Below are 25,604 nucleotides of genomic sequence, written 5' to 3' on the forward strand. Positions count from 1 at the left end.
GCTGCATGAACGTCAAGCGTTTCACCGCCCGCACCTCCCGCGAGGCATTCGCCCTGGTGCGCCAGGCGTTCGGCGAAGACGCCGTCGTGCTGTCGACCAAGCCTTCGCCCGAAGGTGTCGAGGTGCTGGCCATGGCCCCCGATTCGATGGACCAGATCGAGAAGGTGGCCGACACCGCCCCGACGGTGAGCGCCCCACGCGCCGCCGGCCGGCAGGCCGCCCCTTCGGGCCGCGAAAGCCTGGCCGCTCGCGTCGAGCGCCAGAACGCCCAGCCCGCCGCCACTGGCAGCCGGCGCATCGCGCCTGAGGTGCAGCAGGACGTTGAGCAGATGGCGATGAGCACGCTGTCGTTCCAGGACTATGTGCGCGAGCGCATGCTCAAGCGCCGCCAGGCAGCCCTCGGCCAAGACGACATCGGCAGCCCCGCCGTACCGGCCGACTACCAGCCGACCCCGTCACGGCCGGCCAGCCGCGCCACGGCGCCGGAAGCCTCGGCACGCCGCCCCGCGGCCCGTGCACCCGAAACCCGCGGCGCCGAATCACGCCTGCAAGAGCGCTACGACGACCCGCGCGAGCCCCTGGCCGAGCCGCGCGACTTCGCGGTGCCTGCGTTGTCCACGGTGCCGTCGCACGATGAGGTGAACACCCGTCGCGACCAGCAGGACATGATGAACGAGCTGCGCTCGATGAAGGGCCTCATCGAAGAGCGCTTCGGCGCCCTGGCCTTCATGGAGAAACTGCAGCGCGAGCCGCGCCAGGCCCTGCTCGCGCAGAAGCTGCTGGACGCGGGCTTCTCGCCCGGCCTGATCCGCAAGCTGGTCGACGCCCTGCCCGCCAGCGCCGCCGACGAGACCGTCTGGGCCACCAACGTGCTGGAGCGCAACCTGCTCGCCGGCGACAGCGAGCCGCCGCTCGAAGAACAAGGCGGCGTGTTCGCGCTGATCGGCTCCACCGGCGTGGGCAAGACCACCTCCACCGCCAAGCTCGCCGCGGCCTTCGCCACCCAATATGGCGCCGCCAACCTCGGCCTGATCACGCTGGACGCCTACCGCGTCGGCGCGCACGAACAACTGCGCACCTACGGCCGCATCCTCGGCGTGCCGGTGCACACCGCCCACGACCGGGCGTCGTTGGAAGACCTGCTGGAGCTGCTGTCCGGCAAGAAGATGGTGCTGATCGACACCGCCGGCATGGCCCAGCGCGACAGCCGCACCCGCGAGCTGCTGGACATGCTGAGCCACCGCTCGATCCAGCGTCTGCTGGTGGTCGACGCCTCGGCCCAGGGCGAGACGATCGACGAAGTCATCACCAACTGGCGCGCCGCCCAATGCAAGGGTGTGGTGCTGTCGAAGATCGACGAGGCGGTGAAGCTCGCCCCGGCGCTGGACGCGCTGATCCGCCACAAGCTGAAGGTGCTGGGCGTGGCCAACGGCCAGCGCGTGCCCGAAGACTGGCATCGCCTGTCGGCCAATGCACTGGTGCAGCGTGCAATGCGCGCGCCCACGCACTCGGCCTGGAAGCTCGAGGCCGAAGACGTGCAGCTGGTGTTCTCGTCATCGCAGCGCGGCGGCGGTCGCTCGGGCGCCTCGCTTCGGATCTGAGCCGGAAGACCTCGATGCGTTCGACCTACCCCACCTACGAAGACGCCTCCACGCCGGCCGACCAGGCCGACGGCCTGCGCCGGCTGTTCGCATCGGGCCGTCGCCAGCGCCTGGTGCCGGTCGCGTTCAACGCCCATGTCGATTGCACGCCGATCCTGCTGGAGCGGCTGGCCGGCGCGTTCACCGAGCTCGGAGCGCACACGCTGGTCGTCGATGCGGCGGACAGTGCACCGCGCGCCAATGCGATGGCCGAGGTGGATCTCGCAGCCGCCATCGAAACACTCGGCCCCAACATGAGCTACCTCGCCGCGCGCGGCCTGCCGCTGCGGCACGTGAACAGCCGGGGCTCTTGTGAAGCCTGGCTGAACGCGGTCGAACAGGCCGCCCCGCAAGCCGATGTGGTGCTGCTGCATGCCAACGCCAGAGACCTGGTTCGGCTGCTGGGCCGGCGCGAGGTGCGCACCGTGCTCACCACCACGCTCGACCCGGCCAGCCTCACCGACGCCTACACCTCGATGAAGCTGCTGGCGCAGCGCTCGGGGCTGATGACCTTCGATCTGCTCACCGGCATGGCCGGGGCGCCGCGCGCCGCCCAACGCATCGCCGAGCGCCTGGCGGACACGGCCGACAGCTTCCTCGGCACGGTCGTGCGCGAGGCCGTCTGGCTCGACAAGCGCGAGCCCGCCACCTCACCCGCCACGCCGGCCCTCGCCCGCCTGGCAGCCAACCAGTTGCTCGATCCCGAAGCGCCGGACACCGGCTTCGGCCTCGCCCCGCTGACCCTCGGATCGGCGGGTGCGCACGATCCGCAAGCCTTCTGATTGACACGTTCCCTCGGAGACCGCCCATGTACACCGCCAACGGCCGCCCAGACGCCAACGCGATGCTCAAGCAGTACAGCCCGCTGGTGCGGCGACTTGCGCACCAGATGATCGCCAAGCTCCCCGCGAACGTCGAGATCGACGACCTGATCCAGGTCGGGATGATCGGCCTGCACGACGCGCTCGGCCGCTTCGACACCGAGCAGGGCGTGCAGTTCGAGACCTTCGCCACCCAACGCATCCGAGGTGCCATGCTCGACGAGCTGCGCGGCAGCGACTGGATGAGCCGCGGCAACCGGCGCCAGCAGCGCGAGATCGAAGCGGCCGTGCACAAGCTCGAACAGATCTACGGCCGCGCGCCGCAGGAAAGCGAGATCGCCAAGGAAATGGGCGTCTCGCTCACCGAATACCAGGACACGCTGACCAAGGTGCGCGGCACGCAGCTGGTGTACCTGGAAGACATGGTGGGCGACGAAGGGGGCGACGAGTTCCTGGACCGCCACGTGGCCAACGAAGAGGCCAATCCGCTGGCCCAGCTGCAAGACCACCGGATGCGCGAGGCGCTGGTCGATGCCATCAAGAAACTGCCTGAACGCGAGCAGTACGTGATGAGCATGTACTACGAGCACGACATGAACCTCAAGGAGATCGCCGCCGTGCTGGGCGTGACCGAGTCTCGGGTGTGCCAGCTGCACAGCCAGTCGATCGCACGGCTGCGGGTGAAGTTGCGGGAGTGGTGATGATTGGCGCCAAGAGCCGCTGTCCGTCATCGGCACTTCGCCTGAAATGAAAGACGCCTCCCGAGGGAGGCGTTTTCGTTGGCGCGTGGATGAACCCTAGCGCGGCGTCAGCACAAAGGCTGTCCGCAGGAAGGGTTCCCGGTAGCCTGTGACCAGGATCTGCCCGTTGTCTAGGATGTCGTTGGCGGACTCGAATTCGAACGAGCCGGCAAGCCCGCATGCATTGCCAACCAGGCCGGTCAGCTTCAGCGGCTGTTGGTGCAAGCCCGTCCAGAGCACCGCCGCGGTCCCCGCACTCGTTGACATGCTGCCGACAATCGATCCGCTTTCGTTGATGTGCAAGGCGACGCTCTCGCCAGCATCGGCATCCACGCTCAGCATGACAGGTTTGTCGTTCAGCCAGGCCACGGCCTGCCCATTGCGCTGTCCGACGACCGTGCCGGCGCGATTGACGCCCCTGGCCACCGACCCGTCGAGCTCGGTGATGCGTCCCTTGGCGTCCCAGCGAACGGCGACATCAGAGCCTTCACCCAGCACCCGGATGCTGCTGCCGACGACGACGTTGTCGTCGTTGATGAACAGAGCGGTGGACGGTGTCTGGCCCTGCCCCGTCAGGGAGCCCAGCGAAGGCAGGTTGACGGCCTTTCCATCGCGCCAAAGGACGGCGTAGGTCATGCCATCAATGAAGTTCCAGCCGACGATGCGACCCTTGTTGTTGATCGACATAGCCTCGCCAGTCCGCCAGTCACCGCTGGTCAGCATGGGCAGCTGCGTCGAGGACCCGGCCTGCCACAGGTAAGGCTTGCGTTCACCGTCACATTGATCGCATTGGGGGCTGGCGGCACCAACGACCTGGCCGCGGTCATTCAGGTCCCAGGCCTGCGAGCTGGCCATGCCTTCGATATCGGCGGCCAGGTTCTTCGGCGCCCGGTCATGCTGCTTCCACAGTGCCGCAGCATCGCCGGAGAAGCCCTTGATCGGGAATGTGGCCTGTCCGGCGACATGGCCCTTGTTGTTCATCGCCCAAGCGGCCGAACGCGGTTCGCTGCCCTTGGCCGGCAGCGCTTCGCAGTCGTAGACCACCGCGTGTACTGGTGCCGCGAAGATGGTCAACAAACCGACCGCCGTCCAGGCGCGTGCACTCATCAATAGGCTCAAAGTTTCTATCCCTCGATCATTTTTGTGAGCTTGAAAGTGTAGCTGCATGACCCTGACGAGAATCGCCTGCGCACCAGGCGTCGCCGAATCGCAGGTTTGACGACGACTCCTTCGCGGGCACCGTCGAGGAGATCGCCGCTGTGCTGGGCGTGAGCGAGTCTCGGGTGTGCCAGCTGCACAGCCAGTCGATCGCACGGCTGCGGGTGAAGTTGCGGGAGTGGTGAACCCCCGCATGGCCGCGCCTCAAACCATGTAGTGCCCATCCTGAGGCATCCACCATGCCTCTGGCGACCCACGGTGGCCGCCGTCCGCACCCATCCAGGCAGCCATGGCCAGATCGATGGCCTGATGGCTCGCCATGGCCGGCGCAGGCTCCCACGGCGCGAGCTGCTCCGCCGTCGACGTGCCGCTGGTTTGGAGTTGATCGGCCGTCCACTGCGAGAACACCGAATCTGAAATGACGGCAACCAAGCGAAGCTCGCCGGCATCGAGCGCCTCGTTGCCGTCGTCGACGGCGTCGCTGCCCACGTAAAGGTAGACCTCGCCCGACGAACCGCTGGCGCCGTTGTGCACCAGCACGGCTTGCCCCTTTTGCGCCTCGAACCGGCTGCCGGCCAGCAAGGCTGCCACATCGTCGGTGCTCGGCGGGTGGTCGAAGATGGCCTCGAAACTCAGCACGTTCTGGCCGCTGGTCTGCACCGGGCCCGTCAGCGGATCGAAGTCGTCGCCCGCGTTGGGCTGGCCGTCGATCACGGTCGCGCCTTCGGCCCCGAAGAACAGGCTCAGGTCGATCACGTCATGGTTGTTCGCCGCCCGGGTGCTGAAGTCGTGGACGTGGTCCACGCCGTCGATGGCGGCGCCACTGAAGACGAACACGTCGTTGTCAGGCTCGTGGCCGACCCACACGCCATTGAATCCATCGCCGTACAGATCGTCGTCGCCCGCGCCACCCGCCAAGGTGTCGTTGCCACGGTGGCCCATCAGGTGGTCGCGTCCCGCGCCACCCAGGATCAGGTCTCGGCCATCGCCACCCACGAGCCCGGCGCCATACACGCGAACCCCATGGACCACCGCCGACACGCCAATGTCATCGTCGCCCTCGCCACCCACCAAGGTGTCGCTGCCACTGCCACCAAAGAGCGCGTCGCGGCCGCCATCGCCATGCAGCACATCGGCGCCAGAGAAGCCGAGCAGCGTGTCTTGCCCAGCACCGCCGGACAGGCTGTCCGCGCCGCTGAGCAAGCCGTCCAGCAGATCGTTACCCGAGCCGCCAGCCAGGGTGTCGTTGCCATCTGCCCCCTGAAGCGTGTCGTTGAGACTGCCGCCGACGAGATCGCGCACCACGAAGTCACCATTCGGGTCGTAGCCACCAGCGATGTTCTCAACCGTCAGGGCGGCAGCGTCGACGCCGCGCAGTTCCAGCTCCACGTAGCGGTCGCCATCACCGGGATACTGGCTGATCAACAGCACCCCATCGCTGGTCGCCTGGAAGCTCAGTCGGCCATCGAGGAACGGGTTGCTGTCGAGGCGCTCTCCGTTGAGCCAGTGGACGAGTTGATCCAGGTCGAGTCGGTCGCCGCCCGCACCAGCCACGAAATCCAACACGTGGGGAATGTTGATGGTGTCGCCCGAGAGCGTCGTCGAGGCCGTGAGGACCAGCGTGTCGCGTCCACTGCCGAGGCTCAGGTTGCCATCGGTCATGGCGTTGCTGTGGTCGTCATTGAGCAGCACCACGGTATCGTCTCCGTCGCCTGCATCCAGCGTGATCCTGCCGGCCTGCACTTCGATTCGGTCGTTGCCCAGGCCCCCGACGATCGTGCTGTAGTCGCTGCTGGAGACCCAGCCATCCGCCTTGTAGCGAATCAGGTCATCACCGGCGCCGCCATCCAGCAGGTTGCGCGAATCGCGGAAACCGCGTGCCTCGATCACGTCATTGCCGTCGCCGCCTCGCAAGGTGGCTTGAGCCGCCGTACCGAAAATCTTGAGCAGGTCGGCCCCCTGGCCGCCGATCAGCGTGTCGCCGGCTCCGTCACCCTGCAAGGTGTCGTTGCCCCGGCCCCCGTCGACCCAGTCGTTGCCCCGGCCCGTGGCGATGTAGTCGTCGCCACCTCTTCCGTAGACGATGTCGTTGCCGTGCGTGGTGTGCAGGTCCGCGTCGGGGTCGGGCTTGATGACATCGTCGGCGGCGGTGCCGATGACCCGATGGCTCGCGAGAAGTACCGATTCCGCCGGGCCGCCCAGCCCCCCGGCAGCCGGTGTGCCGGACGCAGCCGGGCGCCGGTCGGCGCTCTCCTGGAAGCCCGATCCGCCGGGCCCGGCGTACCAGGGCTCTTCGTCGCGAAGGGGCAAGCGATGGGAGGACGGCTTGGTGGACATTCGGGCTCCTTTTCCGCTGATTGTGTCGAATCGATACCGAAGGCGACGACCTTCGATGTTCAACATGGATCAGCAAGCCGCCCCCAGCCCGAAATGGCGGGCGCAGAATCGGCCGCTCGCATCGGCGCCGGGGCGCCGCCATCTTCGCGCCCATCCAGGAGGAGCATCCATGGCCATGAGCCCATCGAACGGGAAATTCCATCTTCTGGCCCTTGCCGCGCTGGCCGTCATCGGCAGCACGGCCTGGGCAGGGCAGATCAACGGCGACCTCGCCGCTGCCGCGCGCCGCGATGGCCGCGCCGAAGCACTGATCGTGCTCAAAGACCAGCGCACGCCGGCCGTCGCCGAACTGCCCGCAGGCGCCGACTACAAGGCCCGCCGGCGCGCACTGGTGCGCGCCCTGATGGACCGCGCCGACACCCAGCAAGGCGGCCTGCGCGCCTGGATGGACGCCCGCGGCATCGAGTACCAGGCGTTCTGGATCGCCAACATGGTGTACGCCAAGTTGTCGGCCGACGACATCGCGGCGCTGGCCGCTCGCAATGAAGTCAGCCGCATCGAGCCCAACCCCTCGATCGCGGTGAAGCTGCCGAAGCGCGAGCCGGTCGCTGCGCCGCAAGCCGAGGGCGTGACCGCCGTCGCCTGGGGTGTGGACAAGATCAACGCCCCCAAGGTCTGGGCCGAGGGCTTCAACGGCCAGGGCGTCGTGATCGCCGGCGAAGACACCGGCTACCGCTGGGACCACCCCGCTCTGAAGCCGCAATACCGTGGCTGGAACGGCAGCACCGCCGACCACAACTACAACTGGCACGACGCCATCCACAGCGCCAACAGCAGCTGCCCCGCCAACTCGCCGCAGCCCTGCGACGACAACGGCCACGGCACGCACACCGCTGGCACCTTCGCGGGTGACGACAAGTCCACCCACCAGATCGGCGTGGCGCCGGGCGCCAAGTGGATCGGCTGCCGCAACATGAACGCCGGCAACGGCACGCCCGCCACCTACATCGAATGCATGCAGTGGATGCTGGCGCCGACCGACCTGCAGGGCAAGAACCCGGACCCCGACAAGGCGCCGGACATCATCAACAACTCGTGGGGCTGCACCGACGGTGAAGGCTGCACGGTGGGCACCGAGATCAAGGCCGCGGTGAACAACCTGGTCAAGGGTGGCATCCTCTTCGTCGCTGCTGCCGCCAACGACGGCCCGAACTGCAGCACCATCACCGATCCCCCGGCCATCTACCCGCTGACCTTCACCATCGGCGCCACCGACAGCAGCGACCGCCTGGCCAGCTTCTCCAGCCGCGGCCCGGTGGCCAAGGTCAAGGGTGTGAAGCCCGACGTGTCGGCCCCAGGCGTCAGCGTCAATTCGGCCTACCCGCCCAACACCTACGCCAACCTGAGCGGCACCAGCATGGCGTCGCCCCACGTGGCCGGTGCTGCGGCACTGCTGATGTCGGCCGTGCCCTCGCTGAAGGGCGACCCGGCGGCCGTCGAAAAGCTGTTCCGCAAGACGGCGCAGCAAGATGGCGTGACCGACCCGGTGAACCAGACCTGCGGCGGCACCTCGCCCACCCAATGGCCGAACAACATGGTCGGCTATGGCCGCATCGATGTGTACGCGGCCTACAAGAAGGCCATCGCCAGCCCGCTCGATCTCTCGAACGACGACTGACGAACGCCTGCGCCCGCCCAGGCCCCTGCCATAGGCGGGGCCGAGGCAGGCCCTCCTGCGGGCCGATCAGGTCTGCACGGCGCGGGCGGGCTCCGTCCCCGCGGCGTGGCCTCCACCACGCCGCCCGCCCGGCAACAGGCCGATCTTGGCCAGCCGGGCACGCACGATGTTGCGACTCAGCCCCAGCAGGTGTGCCGTCTGGACCTGGTTCCGGTGGCAGTGGCGGTAGGCCGCGCGAAGCAAGGCCTCTTCAACCCGCTCGTACACCCGCCCCCCATCCTGCTCGAACAGCCCCACCAAGGCGCGCTCCAACGCCGCCTCGGCGGCACCGTCCGCGGCCGTCGCCGACCATGCGGGCCCGGACGGCTCGGGCTGTGGCAGCGAAGACAGTTGCAGGTCTTCCGCGCGGATGACATGGCCGCGGCTGATGATCAGCGCGTGATGGATCGAATTCTCGAGCTCGCGAATGTTGCCAGGCCAGCGGTGGGCCAGCAGTCGCTGCGCAGCGCCCTCGTGCAACTCGGTCGCTTCGAAGCCCATCCGGTGCCGGTACTCCTCGATGAAGTAGCGGGCCAGGGGAATGATGTCGCCCGGTCGGTCGCGCAATGGCGGAATCGTGAGGTGCACCACCCGCAGGCGGTAGAACAGATCCTCGCGAAAGCGCCCGGCCGACACCGCCGCTTCGAGGCCCACGTTGGTGGCCGCCACGATGCGGACATCGATGGGCACCGGCTTGCGTGCCCCCAGGCGAACCACCTCGCGCTCTTGCAGCACGCGAAGCAGCTTCACCTGCAGATTGAGCGGCAGATCGCCAATCTCGTCCAAAAAGAGCGTGCCACCGTCGGCCGCTTCGAACCAGCCCGCCTTCGCGGTGAACGCGCCAGTGAACGCGCCCTTCTCATGACCGAAGAGTTCGCTCTCGATCAAGGATTCCGAGAACGCGCCGCAGTTGACCGCCATGAATGGCGCATCCCGCCGCCCACTCAACGCGTGGATGTGACGCGCGATCAGCTCCTTGCCGGTGCCGGTCTCGCCAATCACCAGCACGTTGGCATCGGTCGGGCCGACCATCTTCACCCGCTCCAGCAACGCCGCGGAGCCGGGGTCTTCAAAGACCTGAGCGGAGGCTCGGATGGAGGTCAATTGCGCACGCCAGGTGGGAAGGGCAAAAACACTCATGAATAGAAGCTCGGAGTCGGCAACTTGTCCATCAACGCGAATTCACCCAGCTCCTTGACCTTGTAGTCGACCGGATCATGCAGGGTGTGGGTTCGCAGGTTGCGCCAGTGGCGATCCAGCCTCAGCGCAGCATGGGTGGATCTGGCGCCGGTCACCTCGAACATCCGGCTGCAGATCTCCAGGCCCACTCGCGAAGCAGCCACTTTGGCCACGGCCGACTGGATGGCCAACGCCCCCCGCTGGCGCTCCCCGAGCGCATCGCCTTCGCTCCAGGCCTCGTCCAGCAAGTCGGCGGCCCGTTGGGCCAGGGTTCTGGCGCTCTCCAGGCCGATGAGGAACTCACCGAAGTGGGCGAGCACGTAAGGATCCTCTTCGATGCGGGCCACGCCGGATGTATGCCACGGGCGCGTCTCATTCAGCGCGTAGCGCCTCGCCTCGTCGAAAGCGCCCTCCGCGATGCCCACGTAAATGTGGGTCAGGATGTTCTGGGCGATCAAGGGCCTGAGGCATGCACGCGGCGTGCTCAGGGGCCCCGGATCGCTGAGGATCTCTGCCTCATCGACGCGCACCCGCTCGAAGGTCACGCTGCCACTGTCGGTCTGGCGCTGACCCATGTTGTCCCAGTCATGCGAGAGGCTGATGCCGCTTCGCGCCGTGGGCAGGGCCGCCACCACGATGCCTTCCTGACCCGGCTCGTGGGCCGACGCCACCAGCATCTCCGAATCGATCGCCCCGGAGCAGAAGCTCTTTCGGCCCGAGAACTCGCGCCAACCCTCACATCGGCGACACACCGTCCGGCGATCGAGCGGGTTCAAGGCATTGCCCCAGAACCATTGCCGGCGCGCGGTGTTCTCGTACCAGGGCTCCCACTGGCGGCGATGGCCGAACAGCCGCACCGTCGCCAGCATCAGGTGCTGGAACCCGAACAGGTGGGCCAGCGAACTGTCGACCTGCGCGAACGCGCGGACGACCTCGAGGGTGGCACGCCAGGTGGCACCGAGACCCCCGTACTGGCTCGGGATGATCATGGCCAGCAGACCGCTTTCACGCAGGCGATCGCGCTCGGCCTTGGGCGTACCGCCCGCATGGTCGCGCTCGGCCGCCGTGGCGGCAAAGAACGCCATCAGATCACCGACCGTATCGCTGTAGGGCACAGGGTTCACATCCCACCTTCTGCTACGGCAAGAACGACGCGCCTCGGTGTGGTGGTGAGACGCCGTTCACTACCAACCACCATGATGCCCATGCAGCAGCAGACTGCATGCGCCGTTTGCGACTAACGATCTCCATCGACGGCGTGCTGCTGCTGCAGCAACAACATTGGTGCTCAGCTGCTGCCCAGGCAGCAGCAATCGCCGCGGCCCGGTCAGTGCTGCTTCGTCGCATGCCGAACAAGACTGCGCGGCAGGCGGGAAGCGGGAGCCCAGAGGTGTGAGGCGGGCGGTGTGCCAGCCAAGGGGCACGGTTCGTGCGGAAGCCAAGAACCATTCGCCCATCAACCCACGAGGCGCTCCGTCCATGATCATCGACCTCCCCGAACAACTCGCCACGCATCAGGAAAACGGCCACCATCCCGACGACGCTCTTGCCGCCTGCCGCGAGGTGACCGCGACCTTGGCCCGAACCGCGGCCGAACGTGACCTCCGCGGCGGAACGCCCAAGGCAGAGCGAGACCTGCTGCGCCGCAGTGGGCTGCTGAAACTGATCATCCCCACGCACCTGGGCGGCCACGGCGCAGACTGGACGCTGACCTTGCGCATCGTGCGCGAGATCGCCGCGGTGGACAGTTCGCTGGCCCATGTCTTCGCGTTCCAACACCTGCTGCTCGCCACCACGCGCCTGTTCGGCACGCCCGATCAATACGAATCGTGGATGGCGCACACCGCGTCTCGCGACTGGTTCTGGGGCAACGCACTGAACCCACTGGACAAGCGAACCCTTCACACGCCTCGGCCCGGCGGGGGGCTGGAGTTCCACGGCCACAAGAGCTTCTGCTCCGGCGCTGTCGACTCGGACATGCTGATCGCCTCCGCCGTGAACGCCGAGGGCCGCATGCTGATCGCTGCGATTCCCACACAGCGGTCGGGCATCACCATCCACGGTGACTGGGACAACATGGGCCAGCGCCAGACAGACAGCGGCAGCGCCACCTTCGATCACGTGCACGTTCGGCAGGAAGAGCTGCTCATCCAGCCCGGCCCTTTCAGCTCGCCCTTCGCGTCGCTGCGTTCTTTGATCGCCCAGCTCATCCTCACCAACATCTATGTGGGCCTGGCCGAGGGGGCCTTGCTGGAGGCGCGCCGATACACCCACGAACATGCCCGGTTGTGGTTTGCTTCCACCGCGCAACGCGTCGAGGAAGACCAGTACGTGCTGGGCCACTATGGCGAGTTCTGGGCAGCGCTGGAAGGCGCCAGGGTGCTCGCCGACAGGGCCGCCGCTCAGCTGGATGCAGCGTGGGCCCAGGGTCTGGCGCTGTCCGCCGAAGAGCGCGGCGACGTTGCCCTCGGCATCGCGACGGCCAAGGTGGCGGCCACACGAACCGGGCTCGAGCTGACATCGAGGATGTTCGAGGTGGCCGGCGCTCGCGCTACCAGCAACGCGCTCCGGCTGGACCGTTTCTGGCGGAACCTGAGAACCCACACGCTGCACGATCCACTCGACTACAAGCTGCGTGAACTGGGCGATTGGGCACTCAACGACAAGCGCCCCCAGCCCACCTTCTATTCGTGACCGCCGTTCAGCAGCGCTGCGTATGCGGTGTTGCTGCAGCAACAGGCCGCCGGCTCAAGGCTCGGTGAATCAGCGCCTTCGGCACATGACCTGCCGCGCACACAGCCCTCGCCTTCGAGGGCAGATCAACAGGCGCATATGCAACTGCGGCGCCACAGCCACCGAATGGCATGCCAGTTGCGATGGAGGGTGCATTGCGCTGCAACCCACGGGGGGTTCGACGAGTTCCTTCGGGCGCATCAACGGCGGTCAGCCAGGAGTGAGAGCATGAGCAGGAATCTGAAGGTCGTGGCGGTGGCGGGTGGGCTGCAGAAGCCCAGCCGAACCTTTGCGCTGGTGTCGGCCATTGCCGAAGAGCTGGCTGAATGGATCCCCGTCAACGTCGATCTGCTGGACCTGTCCGACCTGGCTCCGGCCATAGGCTCCGCCGTGCGCCGTGCGGACCTTCCCCCCGCGGTAGAGGCACAACTGCGGGCCATCGAGACGGCTGACCTGCTCGTGGTGGGTACGCCGGTCTACCGTGGCTCGTTCACCGGCCTGTTCAAGCACTTGTTCGATTTGATCGACCACACCGCGTTGATCGACACCCCGGTGTTGCTGGCCGCCAGCGGCGGCAGCCCCCGCCATGCGTTGGTGATCGAACACTCGCTGCGCCCGCTGTTCGCGTTCTTCCAGGCGGTCACGCTTCCGCTCGGCGTCTATGCCACGGACAGCGAGTTCCGTGACTACCGCATCGTCGACGAAGCCCTGGCCGAACGGGTACGCCTGGCAGTGCAGCGCGCACTGCCGCTGATCGAAGCCAGCCGCACCACCCAACCGGCGCTGGCTGCCATCGCCGCCTGATCCCTTCATCACCGAGACGTCCATGACCCAACTCCAAACCTCCGAAAGCCAGGGCGCCCTGCACTTTGCGTACTGGGTTCCCAATGTCAGCGGCGGCCTTGTGGTGTCGACCATCGAGCAGCGCACACATTGGGGCCTGGACTACAACGTTCGACTCGCGCAAGCGGCAGAGCGGGCCGGCTTCGACTACGCGCTGAGCCAGATTCGATTCACCGCGGGTTATGGCGCCGAGCATCAGCACGAGTCGGTGTCGTTCAGCCAGGCGCTGCTGCACGCCACCACGCGCCTGAAGGTGCTGGCCGCCATCCTGCCAGGCCCCTGGAGTCCGGCGGTCGTGGCCAAGCAGTTGGCCACGATCGACCACATTTCGAACGGTCGCATCGCCATCAACGTGGTCAGCGGCTGGTTCAAGGGCGAGTTCACCGCCATCGGCGAGCCTTGGTTGGAACACGACGAACGCTATCGCCGTTCCGAAGAGTTCATCCGCGCGCTCAAGGGCATCTGGACCCAGGACTCGTTCACGATGCGTGGTGACTTCTACCGGTTCCACAACTACACCCTGAGCCCGAAGCCGGTGCAGCAGCCGCATCCTGAAATCTTCCAAGGCGGCAGCTCTCGAGCCGCGCGAGACATGGCGTCGCGGGTGTCGGACTGGTACTTCACCAATGGCAACACGCCTGAGAACCTGAAGGCCCAGATCGACGACATCCGAGCCAAGGCGCGCGAGAACGGCCACCGCGTGCGCATCGGGGTCAACGCCTTCGTGATCGCCCGCGACACCGAAGAAGAGGCCCAGCAGGTCTTGGCCGACATCATCAAGCACGCGCACGTCGAGGCAGTGCACGCCTTCGGCGATGCGGTGAAGCAGGCGGGCCAGGCCTCGCCGGAGGGCCAAGGAAACTGGGCAACCTCGACCTTTGAAGACCTCGTTCAATACAACGACGGGTTCCGCACCAACCTGATTGGCACGCCGGCCCAGATCGCCGAGCGCATCATCGCGCTGAAGGCCGTCGGCGTGGACCTGGTGCTGACCGGCTTCCTGCACTTCATTGAAGAGGTGGAGTACTTCGGCACCAAGGTGCTGCCGCTGGTGCGAGAGCTGGAAGCCGCCGCAGCCACCCGCCAGTCGCGCGCGTTGGAAGCCGCCTGAAGCCGGAGCCGATGGTGAACCGCGATCTGCCCCCCGCCGCGGCGCCTGCCGCGCATCCCCTGCAGGCTCTATATCAGCGCGCGAACGACATGCCTGCCGCCGCCGCACTGCTGTGGCAGCACGAAGGCCGGCTCCATACGCTCAGTTGGTCCGAGTTGGCACAGCGTGCGCGGCAGGCGGCGCTGGGATGGCAGGCCCTGGGCGTCCGCCCGGGTGACATCGTGGCTTGCCTCGGCGCCAACGGCGAGGCTTCAGTGACCAGCCTGCTGGCGCTGTGGTCACTCGGCGCCCACTTGCAGGCGCCCCCCGAGGTCGACTCACCGGCGGATGGCTCGCCGGCGGATTCCCAGCCCCGGGCGCCGTTTCGGCTGGCATTGGTGCAGGGCCCGCAGCAGGCCGATCGTCTGTTGGCCCAACCACCGGCCGGTCTGGAGGCGATCGTGGTCGAGCACGAGTTCGGCACCGAGCCATCGCCACGGATCAGGACGTTGACGTGGGCCGCCTTGCTGCATGAGGTTTCGACGCGCGGCGCCCCGGCCGCTGCCGCGGATGCGGCGAACGAAGCGCCATGGCGCGTCGCCCAGGACGGCATCTGGGGCAGCCACTGGCAGCCCCATGCCTCCACGGCCGGGCAAGCGGGCAAGGCGGGCGGCTCAGCCGCAGCGGACTTCGAGCCGGGCTGGGCGCCCGCGTGGCGGTGGATGGTGAACGAGTGGTTGCCTGCCGGGATGCCGCTGCGACTGTCAGAACCAGGCGCCGTCAATGGCGAGGCGTTGAGCGCTGAGACTTCGCTGTGGCTTGCCAGCGGGCCAGCGCTGAACGCGTGGGCAGGCCATGTGTTGCAACGCACCCGTGGGCGCGCGGCCACCTGGGCCTTGGGTGCCGTTCGACGCAACGATCCGCTGACCCGACTGCTGCGATGGCGCATTCGAGGCGCACTCGGCTGGACAAAGGGCCTTCGCATGGTCACCGACCGCCATGCCAGCACGTCGACGCTGGACCTTCTCCACGCGCTCGGCGCGAGCGTGCGCATCGAAGGCGACCGTGCCCCGTTCGCGCCCGTGTCGGGGGCGAGGGCCATCACCCGTCACGCGTCCCACGTCGACACGATCGTGCCGGCGTGGACCGGAGCGCCCGTATGAATGCAGCCCACGCCGTGAAGCCCGAGCGTGAGCTCGCCTGGCTCGATGTCGAGGCGGTGTCGGTGCGCTTTGGCGGGGTCCGCGCGGTGACGGACGTGAGCTTCGGTGTCCACCGAGGAGAGGTACTGTCGATCATCGGCCCGAATGGGGCGGGCAAGAGCTCACTGCTGAACGTGATCAGCGGCGTCTACCGCGCGCAACAGGGCCGCTTGCATTTCGAGGGCCAGTTGCTGCCCCAGGCCTCACCGCGTGACGCGGCGCAACGAGGCATCGGGCGCACGTTCCAGAATCTGGCGCTGTTCAGGGGCATGAGCGTGCTGGAGAACGTGCTCACCGGGCGGGTGCTGCTGATGCGCTCTTCCATGCTGGCGCACGCAGCCGCCTGGCCTCGCGCACAACGGGAAGAGCGCGCTCATCGAGAGGCGGCCCACCGCGTGATCGACTTCCTCGGCCTGCAGCGGGTGCGCGACATGCCCGTTCACCAACTGCCTTACGGGCTGCAGAAGCGGGTGGAGCTCGCCCGCGCGCTGGCCGCCGAGCCTCGGCTGCTGCTGCTGGACGAGCCGATGGCCGGCATGAACAGCCATGACAAACACGAGATGTCGCGCGTCATCGTGGAGGCCAACCGCAAGCTGGGCATCACGATCGTGCTGATCGAGCATGACATGGGCGTCGTGATGGACGTCTCGGACCGCGTCGTGGTCCTGGACTACGGCAAGAAGATCGCTGACGGTCGCCCCGGTGCGGTGCGAGACGACCCTGCCGTCGTCGCCGCCTACCTGGGCCTGGCCCAGGCCGCCTGAGGAGCGACGACATGGAGTTCTTCATGGAAGTCCTCATCGGCGGCCTGCTCGCCGGTGTCATGTATTCGATGGTGGCGATCGGCTTCGTGCTCATCTACAAAGCCTCGGGCGTCTTCAACTTCGCGCAAGGCGCCATGGTGCTGTTCGCCGCGTTGACCTTTGTGAGCCTTGTCGAACGGCAATGGCCCTTCTGGGCTGCGCTGCTGTGCACGCTGGTCGCCATGGTCGCTCTGGCCATGGGCGTCGGCCGTCTGGTGTTGCGACCGCTCGTCAACCGCCCACCGATCGTGCTGTTCATGGCCACGCTCGGCCTCAGCTTCGTGCTGGAAGGCGCGGCGCAGTGGCTGTGGGGTGCCCAGGTGCACGAGCTGGATCTGCACATCGCCGACAAGCCCCGGGAAGTGGCGGGCGTCTTCATCAGCACGTTCGACCTCTTCGCCGCCGTGACCGCTGCCGCCCTGGTGGCGCTGTTGAGCGGTGTGTTCGACAAGACCCGAATCGGGCTGAAGCTGAGGGCGGTGGCAGACGACCCGGTGGCCGCCCAGGCCGTGGGCGTGAACATCGAAACGATCTGGGCGGTGGTCTGGTCCGCGGCGGGTGCCGTGGCGCTCGTGGCCGGGCTGCTCTGGGGTGCGCGCACCGGTGTGCAGTTTTCGCTGTCGCTGATCGTCTTGAAGGCGTTGCCGGTACTGATCATCGGAGGCTTCTCGTCGATCACCGGGGCCATCGTGGGCGGGTTGATCGTGGGTGCCAGCGAGAAGCTCGCCGAGATCTACATCGGCCCGCTGATTGGCAGCGGCATCGAGAACTGGTTTCCCTATGTGCTGGCACTGGCCTTCCTGTTCTACCGACCCTTCGGCCTCTTCGGTCAAGCCAGCGTCCAGCGCATCTGAGACCCATGAACACACTCACACTGGCACTGCCCCCCCCTGTCCCCGCCCGCGCCACTTCCGCGCGTTGGGTTGCGCCAGCTGCCTGGACGCTGTTGGCGATCGCTTTGGCGGTGCTGGTCGTTCCACTCTGGGCCTCTGACTATGTCTCTTCCGCCGTCCTGGTTCCATGGCTGGTGTTCTCGCTGGCAGCGCTGGGGTTGAACCTGCTGACGGGCTATACCGGTCAACTGTCCGTTGGCTCCTCCGCGTTCATGTCGATCGGCGCGTTCGCGACCTACAACCTCGCCCTGCGCTGCCCTGGCCTGGGCCTCGTCCCTGCGATGCTCATCGGCGCACTGGTGGCCGCGCTGTTCGGTGTGCTGGTCGGTCTGCCGAGCCTGCGAATCAAGGGGTTCTATCTGATCGTATCGACGCTCGCCGCACAGTTCTTCGTGGAATGGGTCTTCGTGAAGTTCGGCTGGTTTTCCAACTACAGCGCATCGGGCGTGATCAGTGCACCTGCGCTGGTGGTAGCGGGGGTGGATGTCAGCTCGCCGGCGGGCCGCTATCTCTTCACCCTGGCGGTGGTGGTGGCCCTGACCGCATTCGCCTCACGGCTCGTGCGCGGCCCGACCGGCCGCCGCTGGATGGCTGTGCGTGACATGGACACCGCGGCCGCCGTCCTGGGCATCCCGATCGCGCAAGTCAAGCTGCAGGCCTTTGCGGTGAGCTCGTTCTATCTCGGCGTGGCCGGTGCGCTGTGGGCCTTCGCCTACGTGGGCACGGTAGAGCCCCACGGCTTTGACCTGGCGCGCTCATTCCAGATCCTGTTCATCGTGATCATCGGTGGCCTCGGCAGCATCCTGGGTTGCTTCCTGGGCGCCGCGTTCATCGTGCTGTTCCCGGTGCTGCTGTCGACCGTTGCCGGCCAACACCTGGGCGGTCTCATCGATCCGGGCAATCTCGAGAACGCCCAGAAGATCGTCTTTGGCGCCTTGATCATCGGCTTCCTCATCAAGGAGCCTGAAGGCCTGGCGCGGCTGTGCGTGAACGGCTGTCGACGCTTGCGCCATTGGCCCCTCAGCCCCCCGGGCTGACACGCCAGCACTTTTGCCTCCCTCGTGTTCATCGGCGATGCCGGCAATAGCCCGGCAGGCCCTTGGCACGCCTGTTTGTCAACGCCCCCGAGAAGTGAGAAACCATGAAAGCGAACATTCACCACCGCCTGGCCATGCTGCTGGCCGTCGCCACCTGGAGCTTCAGCGGTGCCGCCTGGTGCCAGGCGAAGGAGCAGTACTTCCCGCTGCAGAGCTACCGCGTCGGGCCCTACGCGGCAGGCGGCACCGGGTTCTTCGGCGGGTTCATCGACTACATGCAGATGATCAACGCCCGCGATGGCGGCGTGGGCGGCGTGAAGCTCACCTGGAGCGAGTGCGAAACCGAGTACGCGGTCGAAAAGGGCGTCGAGTGCTATGAGCGCCTGAAAAAGGGGCTCAACGGCGCCGCCGCCGCCGCCACCAACCCGCTGAGCGTCGGCATTGCGTACGCCACGCTGGAGCGCTCGACGGTGGACAAGCTGCCACTGATCACCATCAACCATGGCCGCACCGATTCGACCGACGGCCGCGTGTTCCCGTATGCGTTCCCTTTGCAACTGAATCCGTACAGCGAAGTCTCGGCCATCATCAACTACATCGGTCAAAAGAGCGGCGGGCTCGAGCAACTCAAGGGCCGCAAGATCGTCACGCTGTACCACGGATCGCCCTATGGCAAAGAGACCATCCCGGTGCTCGACCTGCTGGCCAAGAAGTACGGCTTCCAGCTGACCCACATCGAAGTGCCCCACCCGGGCAACGAGCAACAGTCGCAGTGGCTGGCCATCCGGCGCGAGAAGCCTGACTGGGTCATCCTGCGGGGCTGGGGCGTGATGAACCCCGTGGCTCTGAAGAACGCGCAGAAGGTGGGCTTCCCTGCCGACCACGTCATTGGCAACATCTGGAGCAACTCGGAGGACGACGCAGGGCCTGCCGGCGACGCAGCCAAGGGATACATCTCGATCACCACCCATCCTTCAGGGACCGACTTCCCGGTACTCAAGGACATCAAGAAGTACGTCGTTGACGCCGGCCGGGGCAACTTGGCCGATCCGAATCGATTCGGCAACGTCTACTACAACCTGGGGGTCGTGAACGGCATCCTGAACGTGGAAGCGCTGCGAATCGCCCAGCGCCGCTTCGGCAAGCGGCCCCTCACGGGCGAGGAGGTGCGCTGGGGCTTCGAGAACATCGCCATCGATGATGCGCGACTGAAGGAGCTGGGGGCCACCGGTCTGGTTCAAAAACTCAAGCTGAGCTGCGCCGACCACGAAGGCGGCGGCGCCGTGCGATTCCAGCAGTGGGATGGCAAGCGCTGGAACCTGATCAGCGACTGGGTCCAGGCAGACCGTGCGTTGCTGCGCCCGATCATCGAAGAGTCGTCCACCAAGTACGCCAAGGAGAAGGGCCTGGCCGTGCGCGACTGCGGCAAGGAACTGGTGGCCTCGGCGAAGGTGACGCCGTGACCGACCTTCGGCCCTCGCTGCTGACCATCGAGTCCATCGAGGTCGTGTACCACGGGGTGATCGGCGCCTTGCGGGGCGTCTCGCTGGCGGTGCCCCGTCACAGCATCGCGGCCCTGCTGGGTGCCAACGGCGCGGGCAAGTCGACGACGTTGAAGGCCGCCTCCGGGCTGCTGGCAGGCGAACGCGGCGAGGTGATCAAGGGGCGCATCGCCTATGACGGAGAGGACATCGCCGGCTTGCCGCCTCATCTGCTGGTTCAACGTGGTCTGGCCCAGGTCTTGGAGGGGCGCCGATGCTTCGCCAGCCTGAGTGTGGAAGAGAACCTGCTGATCGGCGGTCACCTGCGCCATCGCACGGCGACGCAGTTGCGCCGTGCGTTGGATCTCATCTACACCCGCTTCCCTCGGCTGCCCCTCATCCGCCGAAGTGCTGCGGGCCTCGCATCAGGCGGTGAGCAGCAGATGATCGCGATCGGTCGCGCGCTGATGTCCGAGCCACGCATGGTGCTGCTGGACGAGCCTTCGATGGGACTGGCACCGATCGTGGTGAGCGACATCTTCGACGCGGTTCGCGCTCTCAACCAGCAAGATGGTGTGACCTTCCTGCTGGCCGAACAGAACGCGACCCAGGCCCTGCGGATCGCCGATCACGGCCATGTGCTGGAAAACGGCCGCGTGCTCTCCCACGGCACCTCGTCGGCACTGATGGCGCGTGACGACATCAAGCGCTTCTACCTGGGGGAAAGCGCCTCGGGCAGAGCTTCCTTCATCGATCCGCACCGCGTGCGCGTGTTTGAACCCTTCTCACTGACCAACCCTGGGCTGGCTCAACCGGTACCGGCGCAGCCTGGCCTTCACTGACGGAGAACACCTCATGACCACCGCCACCGTGACCCCACTGACCCGCGGCACCTCCCCCGAGCACACCGAGACCGGCGTCCCCGGGGTGCCGCTGCCGGTTCGACCGGCGCACATCATCCGCGACGATGACGAGGCCCTGGCCATTGCCCAGTCGCTCGCGGCCCAGTTTGCCGAAGGCGCCTCCGAGCGCGATCGACATCGTCGCCGACCACTGGCCGAGATCGACGCTTTTTCGCAAAGCGGCCTGTGGGCCATGAATGTCCCGCGCGCCTATGGCGGTGCGGAGGTGTCGTATGTCACGCTGGCACGTGTCATCGCGATCATCTCGGCGGCTGATCCATCGATCGGGCAGATCCCGCAGAACCACCTGGGCGTCGTGGCCGCCATCCGCACGGTGTCATCGCCCGAGCAACAGGCCCTGCTGTTCGGCGAAGTGCTTCGCGGCCTGCGCCTGGGCAACGCCTTTTCGGAGTTTGGCAGCAAGCGCGCCGTGGACTTCGAGACCCGCTTTGTCGATGCGGGGGACCATGTGATCGTGAACGGCAGGAAGTTCTATTCGACGGGCGCCCTGCTCGCCCATCTGGTGCCCATCGTCGCGTTGGACGACCAGGGAAGAGCCTGGTATGCGATCGCGGATCGCAATACACCGGGCCTGACCGTCATCGACGACTGGTCCAGCTTCGGTCAACGCACCACTTCCAGTGGCACGGTGGTCCTGAAGGACGTGAGGGTTCCGAAGGCGTATCTGGTCCCCGGCTTCAAGGGCTATGAAACCCCGACGGCCGATGGCGCGATCTTCCAGATCATCCAGGCCGCGGTCGACACAGGGATCGCCCAAGCGGCCATCGCCGAAACCATCGACTTCGTTCGCACCAAGTCCCGTCCTTGGGTGGACAGCGGTCTCGACAGGGCGTCACAGGACCCCTACACCATTCAGGCGGTGGGTGGTTTGACAGTGCGGCTGCACGCCACCCAGGCCTTGTTGGACATCGCGGGCCGCGCGGTCGACGTTGCGGTGGCCACGCCCAATGCAGAGACAGTGGCGGCCGCCCAGTTGGCGGTGGCCGACGCCAAGATCCTCTCGACCGAGTTGTGCATCGACGCGACGAACAAGCTCTTCGAGCTGGCCGGCACGAGATCCACCCTGGCCGAGCACAACCTGGATCGCCACTGGCGCAATGCGCGCACCCACACGCTGCACGACCCGGTGCGCTGGAAGTACGCGATCGTCGGCAACCACGCGCTCAACGGCGTGAACCCGCCGCTGCACGCGTGGAGCTGATCGCGCACGTCAGGCACCCAGGCGATGCGGGCGGGACCGTCCGGGCGACCACGCCAACCGCATCGCCTCCAGCCCCAGCAGAACGACGAGGCTGAGGCCGAAGACCGGCAAGGCCCAGCCGAGGGCCGCTGCGAGCGGCCACACCCACCACGGCGCTTGGCGCACATCGGACCACGACAGCGGCGGTGCGGCCAGGCGGCGCCTGGTTTGCGGTGCCGCGGGCCGGCGCCGAAGCCACCACATCATCAGGCCCGACACGACCGAGAAGACGGCCGCCAGAGCCGCCAGCGCGAGCAGCACCTGGTTCCACACGCCGAACTCGCCGCGGTGGAACGGAATGCCGATGGCCGTGGCACGGGACAGCAACGGGAACTCCGACCATCCCACGCTGAACAGCGTCTGGCCCGTGTAGGCGTCGAACACCTGGGTGAATCGGCCTTCCGGCTGGCTGCGATCGAAGTTCTCGACGCGCCAGGTGCCTTGGGGGCCCTGGGGTGGCGTGATCTGCATGGCGATATCCGGCGCGGTCGCGCGTGCCCGGTCGTGCACCTGCTGCCAGGTCAGCGGCGTCACCCCTTCCAGCGGTGTGGACCTCAACGCCGGCTCAGGCCTCGGGGTGGCTTGCCCCAGGGCTTCTTGCGCCACGCGGAACCGCTCGCCGCTGTAGCGCGCCCAGGTCAGGCCAGTCACCAGGACGATGGCGAGCACCAGGCCCAAGGCGAGGGCCACCGTGGCGTGACAGTCTCGCCAGGTGCGCCGGCCGCGGCCCGGCGTGGGCCACAAGGCCCGCCAGCCCGGCCCGCCGCGTGCCTGTGACCGGGGCCACCACAGGACGAGGCCGGTCGCGAACAACACCAGCATCCAGCTCGCGCCCAGCTCCAACACCCAGCGCCACGCGTTGCCTTGCAGCGCGCTCGAGTGCAGCTTCTTGGCCCAGGTCTTGAAGCGCTGCAGTTCGGGCAGTTGGCCGAGCACCTCGCCGGTGTGCGGGTTCAGGTAGACGATGCTGCCGGTGGGCAGGCCGTGGTCGTGGTCACCGCGGCCCGCGTGGTGCTCGTGGGCTGCGCGCAGGTAGACCTGCGTGGTGTCGCCCGGCCGATGGGCCGGCACGACGTACCGCACCGCCTCATCGGGATGCAGCGCCCGCACCGCATCGACCTGCGCATCCAGCGTCCAACGGGCATCGCTCGGCGCGACATGGTCGAGACCCGCATGGCGCCAGGCCTCGACCTGGGGCGACACCACATAGATCAAGCCGGTCACGGCAGCGAACAGCACGATCGGTGCGCCGATGAGCCCCGCCCAGAAGTGGATGCGCCAGAACAAGCGATGCAGAGCCGCCTTGCGCAGCGTGGGCTGCATGGAAGTCAAGTTCATGCCGGCCTCCATCACAGGGTGAAGCGCATCTCGGCGAACAGCGTCCGGCCGGGATAGGGGTGCGATTGGTAGGCGTGCTGATCGGTGGCGTTGTTGACGCCCAGCGCCAGTTCGAGCTGACGCGTCAGCTGGTAGGTGCCCCGCAGGTCGAGTTGGTTGACCCGCGACACGCCGCCATAGACGTCGGGATGAGTGTCGAGGTTGGCGGTGTCGTTGTAGGCGCGCCCCTGGTGGCGGTAGCCGGCCGCCAGCATCCAGCGCTCATCGGGCCGCCAGGTGGCCTGCAGGGTGGCACGGGTGCGAGGCACACGCAGCCACCATTTGCCCACCATCGCCGGATCGTTCGCGTTGGCCGTGACCTCGCTGTGGAAGGTGTACGCCAGGCTCGCATCCAGGCTGACGTTGCGCCACCCGACGTGCTGGGCCGACCAGGCCAGCTCGATGCCGGTGGTCTTGACGCGGTCGACGTTCTGGACGCAGGTGTAGGTCGTGGCGGCCACCGCGGTGGTCTTGCACACCGCCGGGTCGGTGGTCGATTGGCGCAGGATGGCGTCTTTCACATCGTCGTGGAAGATCGACACGCGAAGTCGCTGGTGTGTCCAGTCTTGCTCGGCGCTGAACTCCACCGCATCAGACACCTCGGGCTTCAAGAAGGGGTCGGACAAGGTCTGGCTCACCGCGGTGACGGTGCCGTTGTAGAGCTCTTCCACATTTGGGAACCGCACCCCTCGGCCCAGGCTCAGCTTGAGCAGCAGGTTGTCGCTGGGCGCGTAGGCCAGCGCCAGCTTGGGCGAATGGCCTTGAAGGCGGCGACTGTCGTAGCCGACAGTGACACCGGCGCCGAGCTGCTCACCGTCAAAGGCGCGGAACCACTCTTCACGCCACCCAAGGGTGACGCGCCAGTCATCGTTCAGCTGCCAGGCGTCCTGCACATACAACGCCATCACTTCGCTGCGGCCGCGGTAGTACTGGCTCTGGGCTCCGCCGTCGCCGCGCCAATCGCCCGCGGCTTCCACCGTGGCCACGGTGTTGTCCAGCGTGTAGGCGTTTCGGTGCGCGCCCAACGCCACGGTGTGGCGCCCGCCCGTCCAATCGCCCGCGTCAGGCGTCCACACCGCCTGCACCTCCGCCGTGTTCCAGCCGGTGCCATCGCGTCGGGTCACGCTGCCGGCGCCACCATCCGCGGCCACCGGGTCGGGGTTGCTCGCCTGGCGGTTGGTGTCGCGCAGGATCCGGTAGTCCGACACCACCAGCGAGGCATTCCACCCTGCCGCGCGCCGTGTCTTCACGGTGGCACCGAGCTGCTGGTGCGCCTCGTCGCGGGCACTCGGCGCGAACGTGGCCGATGCCAGAACGAAGGTATTCGTGCCGTCGGTGACCTTGCCCGACCAGACGGTCGCACCATCGGCATCACGCAAGAAGCTGCGGTTGCGCATTCGCGTGTCGTTGCGCCACCAGGCTGCCATCGCGCTGGCCTCGACGTCATGGTCGAAACGGTAGCCACCACGCAGGTTCACCGTGTCCTGGCGGGTGTGGTCGATGGCCCCCCCGCTGGCCCCGAAGACCGCACGGCGCAGGCCTTTGGGGTCGGTGTCGTAGACGATGCCGGTCACCCGCGTCGCCGGTGCGCTGTCCGTCGGGGGCGCAAACACACCCGTGGCGGGATCGACGCTTACCGTCGCGTACTGCATGGGCTGCGAGGTGGCGTCCTGGTGGTTGACGTCGGCGGTGAGCCATGCGCCCGAGTCGAACCGGTGCCCCACGTGCAGCGAGGTCTGGTGCCCCGCAAAGTCGTCGGCGTCGCCGTATTGCTCGAAGTGCTGGCTGTAGCCCGTGAGCCGGCCACTCAGCTCGAAGCCTCGCGGCGCACGCTGGGTGACGGCCACGGTGGTGCCGATGGAGTTGCCGGGAAACAGCGCCGAGTACGGGCCATACAGCACATCCACCCGCTCGATCGCCTCGGGCGAGATCATGTTCCAGCGCGGTGCATCGAAGCGGCCGAGGAAGTTGCTGATGAGGTAGCCGTCGAGGTAGACCAGCGCGCGCGAGGGTTGCAGCGTGCCGAAGCTGCGCCCGGCGATCAGCGCGTTGCGATCGCCCAGGTAGCGCTTGCGAATGGTGGTGTTGGGTGCGTACTGCAGTGCGTCTTCGGGGTTGAACAGGTTCTGCTCACGCAGCTGCTCGGCCGTCTTGCTGGATGTGCTGCCAGGAAGATTCGCGGGAAGACCGCTTCGGATGGCGGTGCCATTGACGACCACCGGTGCCAGTTCGGCATCGGTGGCCACACCTTGGGCCGACACAGGCGAGGCCGCGTGGAAGCCGGCCAGCGCCAGCAGACAGGCGCGCGTAACCGCGCCCCGACGAAAGGGAGAAGTGGACATGGAAGACTCGGATCGGATCGCCCGCGGCTTCATGGCGAGCACGCAGGC

The 25,604-nt window shown here is 67.1% G+C and carries 19 protein-coding genes and 1 pseudogene; 15 read left to right on the forward strand and 5 right to left on the reverse strand.

From position 1 onward, the window contains the following. The first annotated feature begins 5 nt into the window (after positions 1-5). The 4 genes and pseudogenes from flhF to AACH06_RS17310 form a co-directional block, all read left to right on the forward strand. Complete coding sequence (gene flhF / locus AACH06_RS17295) at positions 6-1,601, forward strand: flagellar biosynthesis GTPase FlhF (RefSeq protein ID WP_341427002.1); 1,596 nt, start codon at positions 6-8, stop codon at positions 1,599-1,601. A gap of 14 nt (positions 1,602-1,615) precedes the next feature. Beyond that, positions 1,616-2,422, forward strand: a complete 807-nt coding sequence (locus AACH06_RS17300) for a MinD/ParA family ATP-binding protein (protein ID WP_341427003.1) — start codon at positions 1,616-1,618, stop codon at positions 2,420-2,422. Between the two features lie 26 nt (positions 2,423-2,448). After that, positions 2,449-3,162, forward strand: a complete 714-nt coding sequence (locus tag AACH06_RS17305) for an RNA polymerase sigma factor FliA (RefSeq protein WP_341427004.1) — start codon at positions 2,449-2,451, stop codon at positions 3,160-3,162. Positions 3,163-4,442: 1,280 nt separating this feature from the next. Then, a pseudogene (locus AACH06_RS17310) lies at positions 4,443-4,544 on the forward strand (sigma factor-like helix-turn-helix DNA-binding protein); the annotation flags it as partial. A 19-nt stretch (positions 4,545-4,563) separates the two neighbouring features. Here the strand turns inward: AACH06_RS17310 and AACH06_RS17315 are convergent. After that, complete coding sequence (locus tag AACH06_RS17315; RefSeq protein ID WP_341427005.1) at positions 4,564-6,696, reverse strand: calcium-binding protein; 2,133 nt, start codon at positions 6,694-6,696, stop codon at positions 4,564-4,566. A gap of 169 nt (positions 6,697-6,865) precedes the next feature. Here AACH06_RS17315 and AACH06_RS17320 point away from each other — a divergent pair, with 169 nt between their 5' ends. Beyond that, a complete protein-coding gene (locus AACH06_RS17320; protein WP_341427006.1) occupies positions 6,866-8,374 on the forward strand; it encodes a S8 family serine peptidase in 1,509 nt (502 codons plus the stop codon). 66 nt (positions 8,375-8,440) lie between these two features. Here AACH06_RS17320 and AACH06_RS17325 read toward each other — a convergent pair whose 3' ends face one another. Beyond that, on the reverse strand, positions 8,441-9,553 hold the full coding sequence (locus AACH06_RS17325; protein ID WP_341427007.1) for a sigma-54 interaction domain-containing protein: 1,113 nt from the start codon (positions 9,551-9,553) through the stop codon (positions 8,441-8,443). Then, positions 9,550-10,677: an acyl-CoA dehydrogenase family protein gene (locus AACH06_RS17330; protein WP_341427145.1), complete on the reverse strand. Its 1,128-nt coding sequence runs from the start codon at positions 10,675-10,677 to the stop codon at positions 9,550-9,552. Before AACH06_RS17330 ends, AACH06_RS17325 begins: the two co-directional genes overlap by 4 nt. Before the next feature lie 394 nt (positions 10,678-11,071). Between AACH06_RS17330 and AACH06_RS17335 the strand changes: the two genes are divergently transcribed. From AACH06_RS17335 to AACH06_RS17380, 10 genes are all read left to right on the forward strand, one after another. Beyond that, a complete protein-coding gene (locus AACH06_RS17335) occupies positions 11,072-12,286 on the forward strand; it encodes an acyl-CoA dehydrogenase family protein (protein WP_341427008.1) in 1,215 nt (404 codons plus the stop codon). A 267-nt stretch (positions 12,287-12,553) separates the two neighbouring features. Next, positions 12,554-13,129: an FMN reductase gene (gene msuE / locus AACH06_RS17340; RefSeq protein ID WP_341427009.1), complete on the forward strand. Its 576-nt coding sequence runs from the start codon at positions 12,554-12,556 to the stop codon at positions 13,127-13,129. Between the two features lie 22 nt (positions 13,130-13,151). Then, positions 13,152-14,279 (forward strand): dimethylsulfone monooxygenase SfnG, encoded by a 1,128-nt coding sequence (gene sfnG / locus AACH06_RS17345; RefSeq protein ID WP_341427010.1) that lies wholly within the window; start codon positions 13,152-13,154, stop codon positions 14,277-14,279. Positions 14,280-14,293: 14 nt separating this feature from the next. Beyond that, on the forward strand, positions 14,294-15,421 hold the full coding sequence (locus tag AACH06_RS17350; protein WP_341427011.1) for an AMP-binding protein: 1,128 nt from the start codon (positions 14,294-14,296) through the stop codon (positions 15,419-15,421). Then, complete coding sequence (locus AACH06_RS17355; protein ID WP_341427012.1) at positions 15,418-16,224, forward strand: ABC transporter ATP-binding protein; 807 nt, start codon at positions 15,418-15,420, stop codon at positions 16,222-16,224. Before AACH06_RS17350 ends, AACH06_RS17355 begins: the two co-directional genes overlap by 4 nt. An 11-nt stretch (positions 16,225-16,235) precedes the next feature. Beyond that, a complete protein-coding gene (locus AACH06_RS17360; protein ID WP_341427013.1) occupies positions 16,236-17,117 on the forward strand; it encodes a branched-chain amino acid ABC transporter permease in 882 nt (293 codons plus the stop codon). 5 nt (positions 17,118-17,122) lie between these two features. Further along, positions 17,123-18,193, forward strand: coding sequence for a branched-chain amino acid ABC transporter permease (locus tag AACH06_RS17365; RefSeq protein WP_341427014.1), 1,071 nt, complete (start codon positions 17,123-17,125; stop codon positions 18,191-18,193). Positions 18,194-18,327: 134 nt separating this feature from the next. After that, positions 18,328-19,656 carry an ABC transporter substrate-binding protein gene (locus AACH06_RS17370; RefSeq protein ID WP_341427146.1) on the forward strand — a complete coding sequence of 443 codons (1,329 nt, stop codon included), beginning with the start codon at positions 18,328-18,330 and terminating at the stop codon, positions 19,654-19,656. Then, on the forward strand, positions 19,653-20,516 hold the full coding sequence (locus tag AACH06_RS17375) for an ABC transporter ATP-binding protein (protein WP_341427015.1): 864 nt from the start codon (positions 19,653-19,655) through the stop codon (positions 20,514-20,516). Before AACH06_RS17370 ends, AACH06_RS17375 begins: the two co-directional genes overlap by 4 nt. A 13-nt stretch (positions 20,517-20,529) precedes the next feature. After that, on the forward strand, positions 20,530-21,798 hold the full coding sequence (locus tag AACH06_RS17380; RefSeq protein ID WP_341427016.1) for an SfnB family sulfur acquisition oxidoreductase: 1,269 nt from the start codon (positions 20,530-20,532) through the stop codon (positions 21,796-21,798). 9 nt (positions 21,799-21,807) lie between these two features. Here AACH06_RS17380 and AACH06_RS17385 read toward each other — a convergent pair whose 3' ends face one another. Further along, entirely contained in the window at positions 21,808-23,175 is a 1,368-nt protein-coding gene (locus AACH06_RS17385) for a PepSY-associated TM helix domain-containing protein (protein WP_341427017.1), read from the reverse strand. Between the two features lie 11 nt (positions 23,176-23,186). Beyond that, positions 23,187-25,556 (reverse strand): TonB-dependent receptor, encoded by a 2,370-nt coding sequence (locus tag AACH06_RS17390; RefSeq protein WP_341427018.1) that lies wholly within the window; start codon positions 25,554-25,556, stop codon positions 23,187-23,189. Positions 25,557-25,604 lie beyond the last annotated feature (48 nt).

The organism is Ideonella lacteola (genome assembly GCF_038066555.1).
GTDB lineage: Bacteria > Pseudomonadota > Gammaproteobacteria > Burkholderiales > Burkholderiaceae_C > Ideonella > Ideonella lacteola.

Coding starts and splice junctions, on each gene's coding strand:
- flhF (WP_341427002.1), top strand. CDS start 6: ATGAACGTCAAGCGTTTCACCGCCCGCACCTCCCGCGAGGCATTCGCC.
- AACH06_RS17300 (WP_341427003.1), top strand. CDS start 1,616: ATGCGTTCGACCTACCCCACCTACGAAGACGCCTCCACGCCGGCCGAC.
- AACH06_RS17305 (WP_341427004.1), top strand. CDS start 2,449: ATGTACACCGCCAACGGCCGCCCAGACGCCAACGCGATGCTCAAGCAG.
- AACH06_RS17315 (WP_341427005.1), bottom strand. CDS start 6,696: ATGTCCACCAAGCCGTCCTCCCATCGCTTGCCCCTTCGCGACGAAGAG.
- AACH06_RS17320 (WP_341427006.1), top strand. CDS start 6,866: ATGGCCATGAGCCCATCGAACGGGAAATTCCATCTTCTGGCCCTTGCC.
- AACH06_RS17325 (WP_341427007.1), bottom strand. CDS start 9,553: ATGAGTGTTTTTGCCCTTCCCACCTGGCGTGCGCAATTGACCTCCATC.
- AACH06_RS17330 (WP_341427145.1), bottom strand. CDS start 10,677: ATGGCGTTCTTTGCCGCCACGGCGGCCGAGCGCGACCATGCGGGCGGT.
- AACH06_RS17335 (WP_341427008.1), top strand. CDS start 11,072: ATGATCATCGACCTCCCCGAACAACTCGCCACGCATCAGGAAAACGGC.
- msuE (WP_341427009.1), top strand. CDS start 12,554: ATGAGCAGGAATCTGAAGGTCGTGGCGGTGGCGGGTGGGCTGCAGAAG.
- sfnG (WP_341427010.1), top strand. CDS start 13,152: ATGACCCAACTCCAAACCTCCGAAAGCCAGGGCGCCCTGCACTTTGCG.
- AACH06_RS17355 (WP_341427012.1), top strand. CDS start 15,418: ATGAATGCAGCCCACGCCGTGAAGCCCGAGCGTGAGCTCGCCTGGCTC.
- AACH06_RS17360 (WP_341427013.1), top strand. CDS start 16,236: ATGGAGTTCTTCATGGAAGTCCTCATCGGCGGCCTGCTCGCCGGTGTC.
- AACH06_RS17365 (WP_341427014.1), top strand. CDS start 17,123: ATGAACACACTCACACTGGCACTGCCCCCCCCTGTCCCCGCCCGCGCC.
- AACH06_RS17370 (WP_341427146.1), top strand. CDS start 18,328: ATGCTGCTGGCCGTCGCCACCTGGAGCTTCAGCGGTGCCGCCTGGTGC.
- AACH06_RS17380 (WP_341427016.1), top strand. CDS start 20,530: ATGACCACCGCCACCGTGACCCCACTGACCCGCGGCACCTCCCCCGAG.
- AACH06_RS17385 (WP_341427017.1), bottom strand. CDS start 23,175: ATGAACTTGACTTCCATGCAGCCCACGCTGCGCAAGGCGGCTCTGCAT.
- AACH06_RS17390 (WP_341427018.1), bottom strand. CDS start 25,556: ATGTCCACTTCTCCCTTTCGTCGGGGCGCGGTTACGCGCGCCTGTCTG.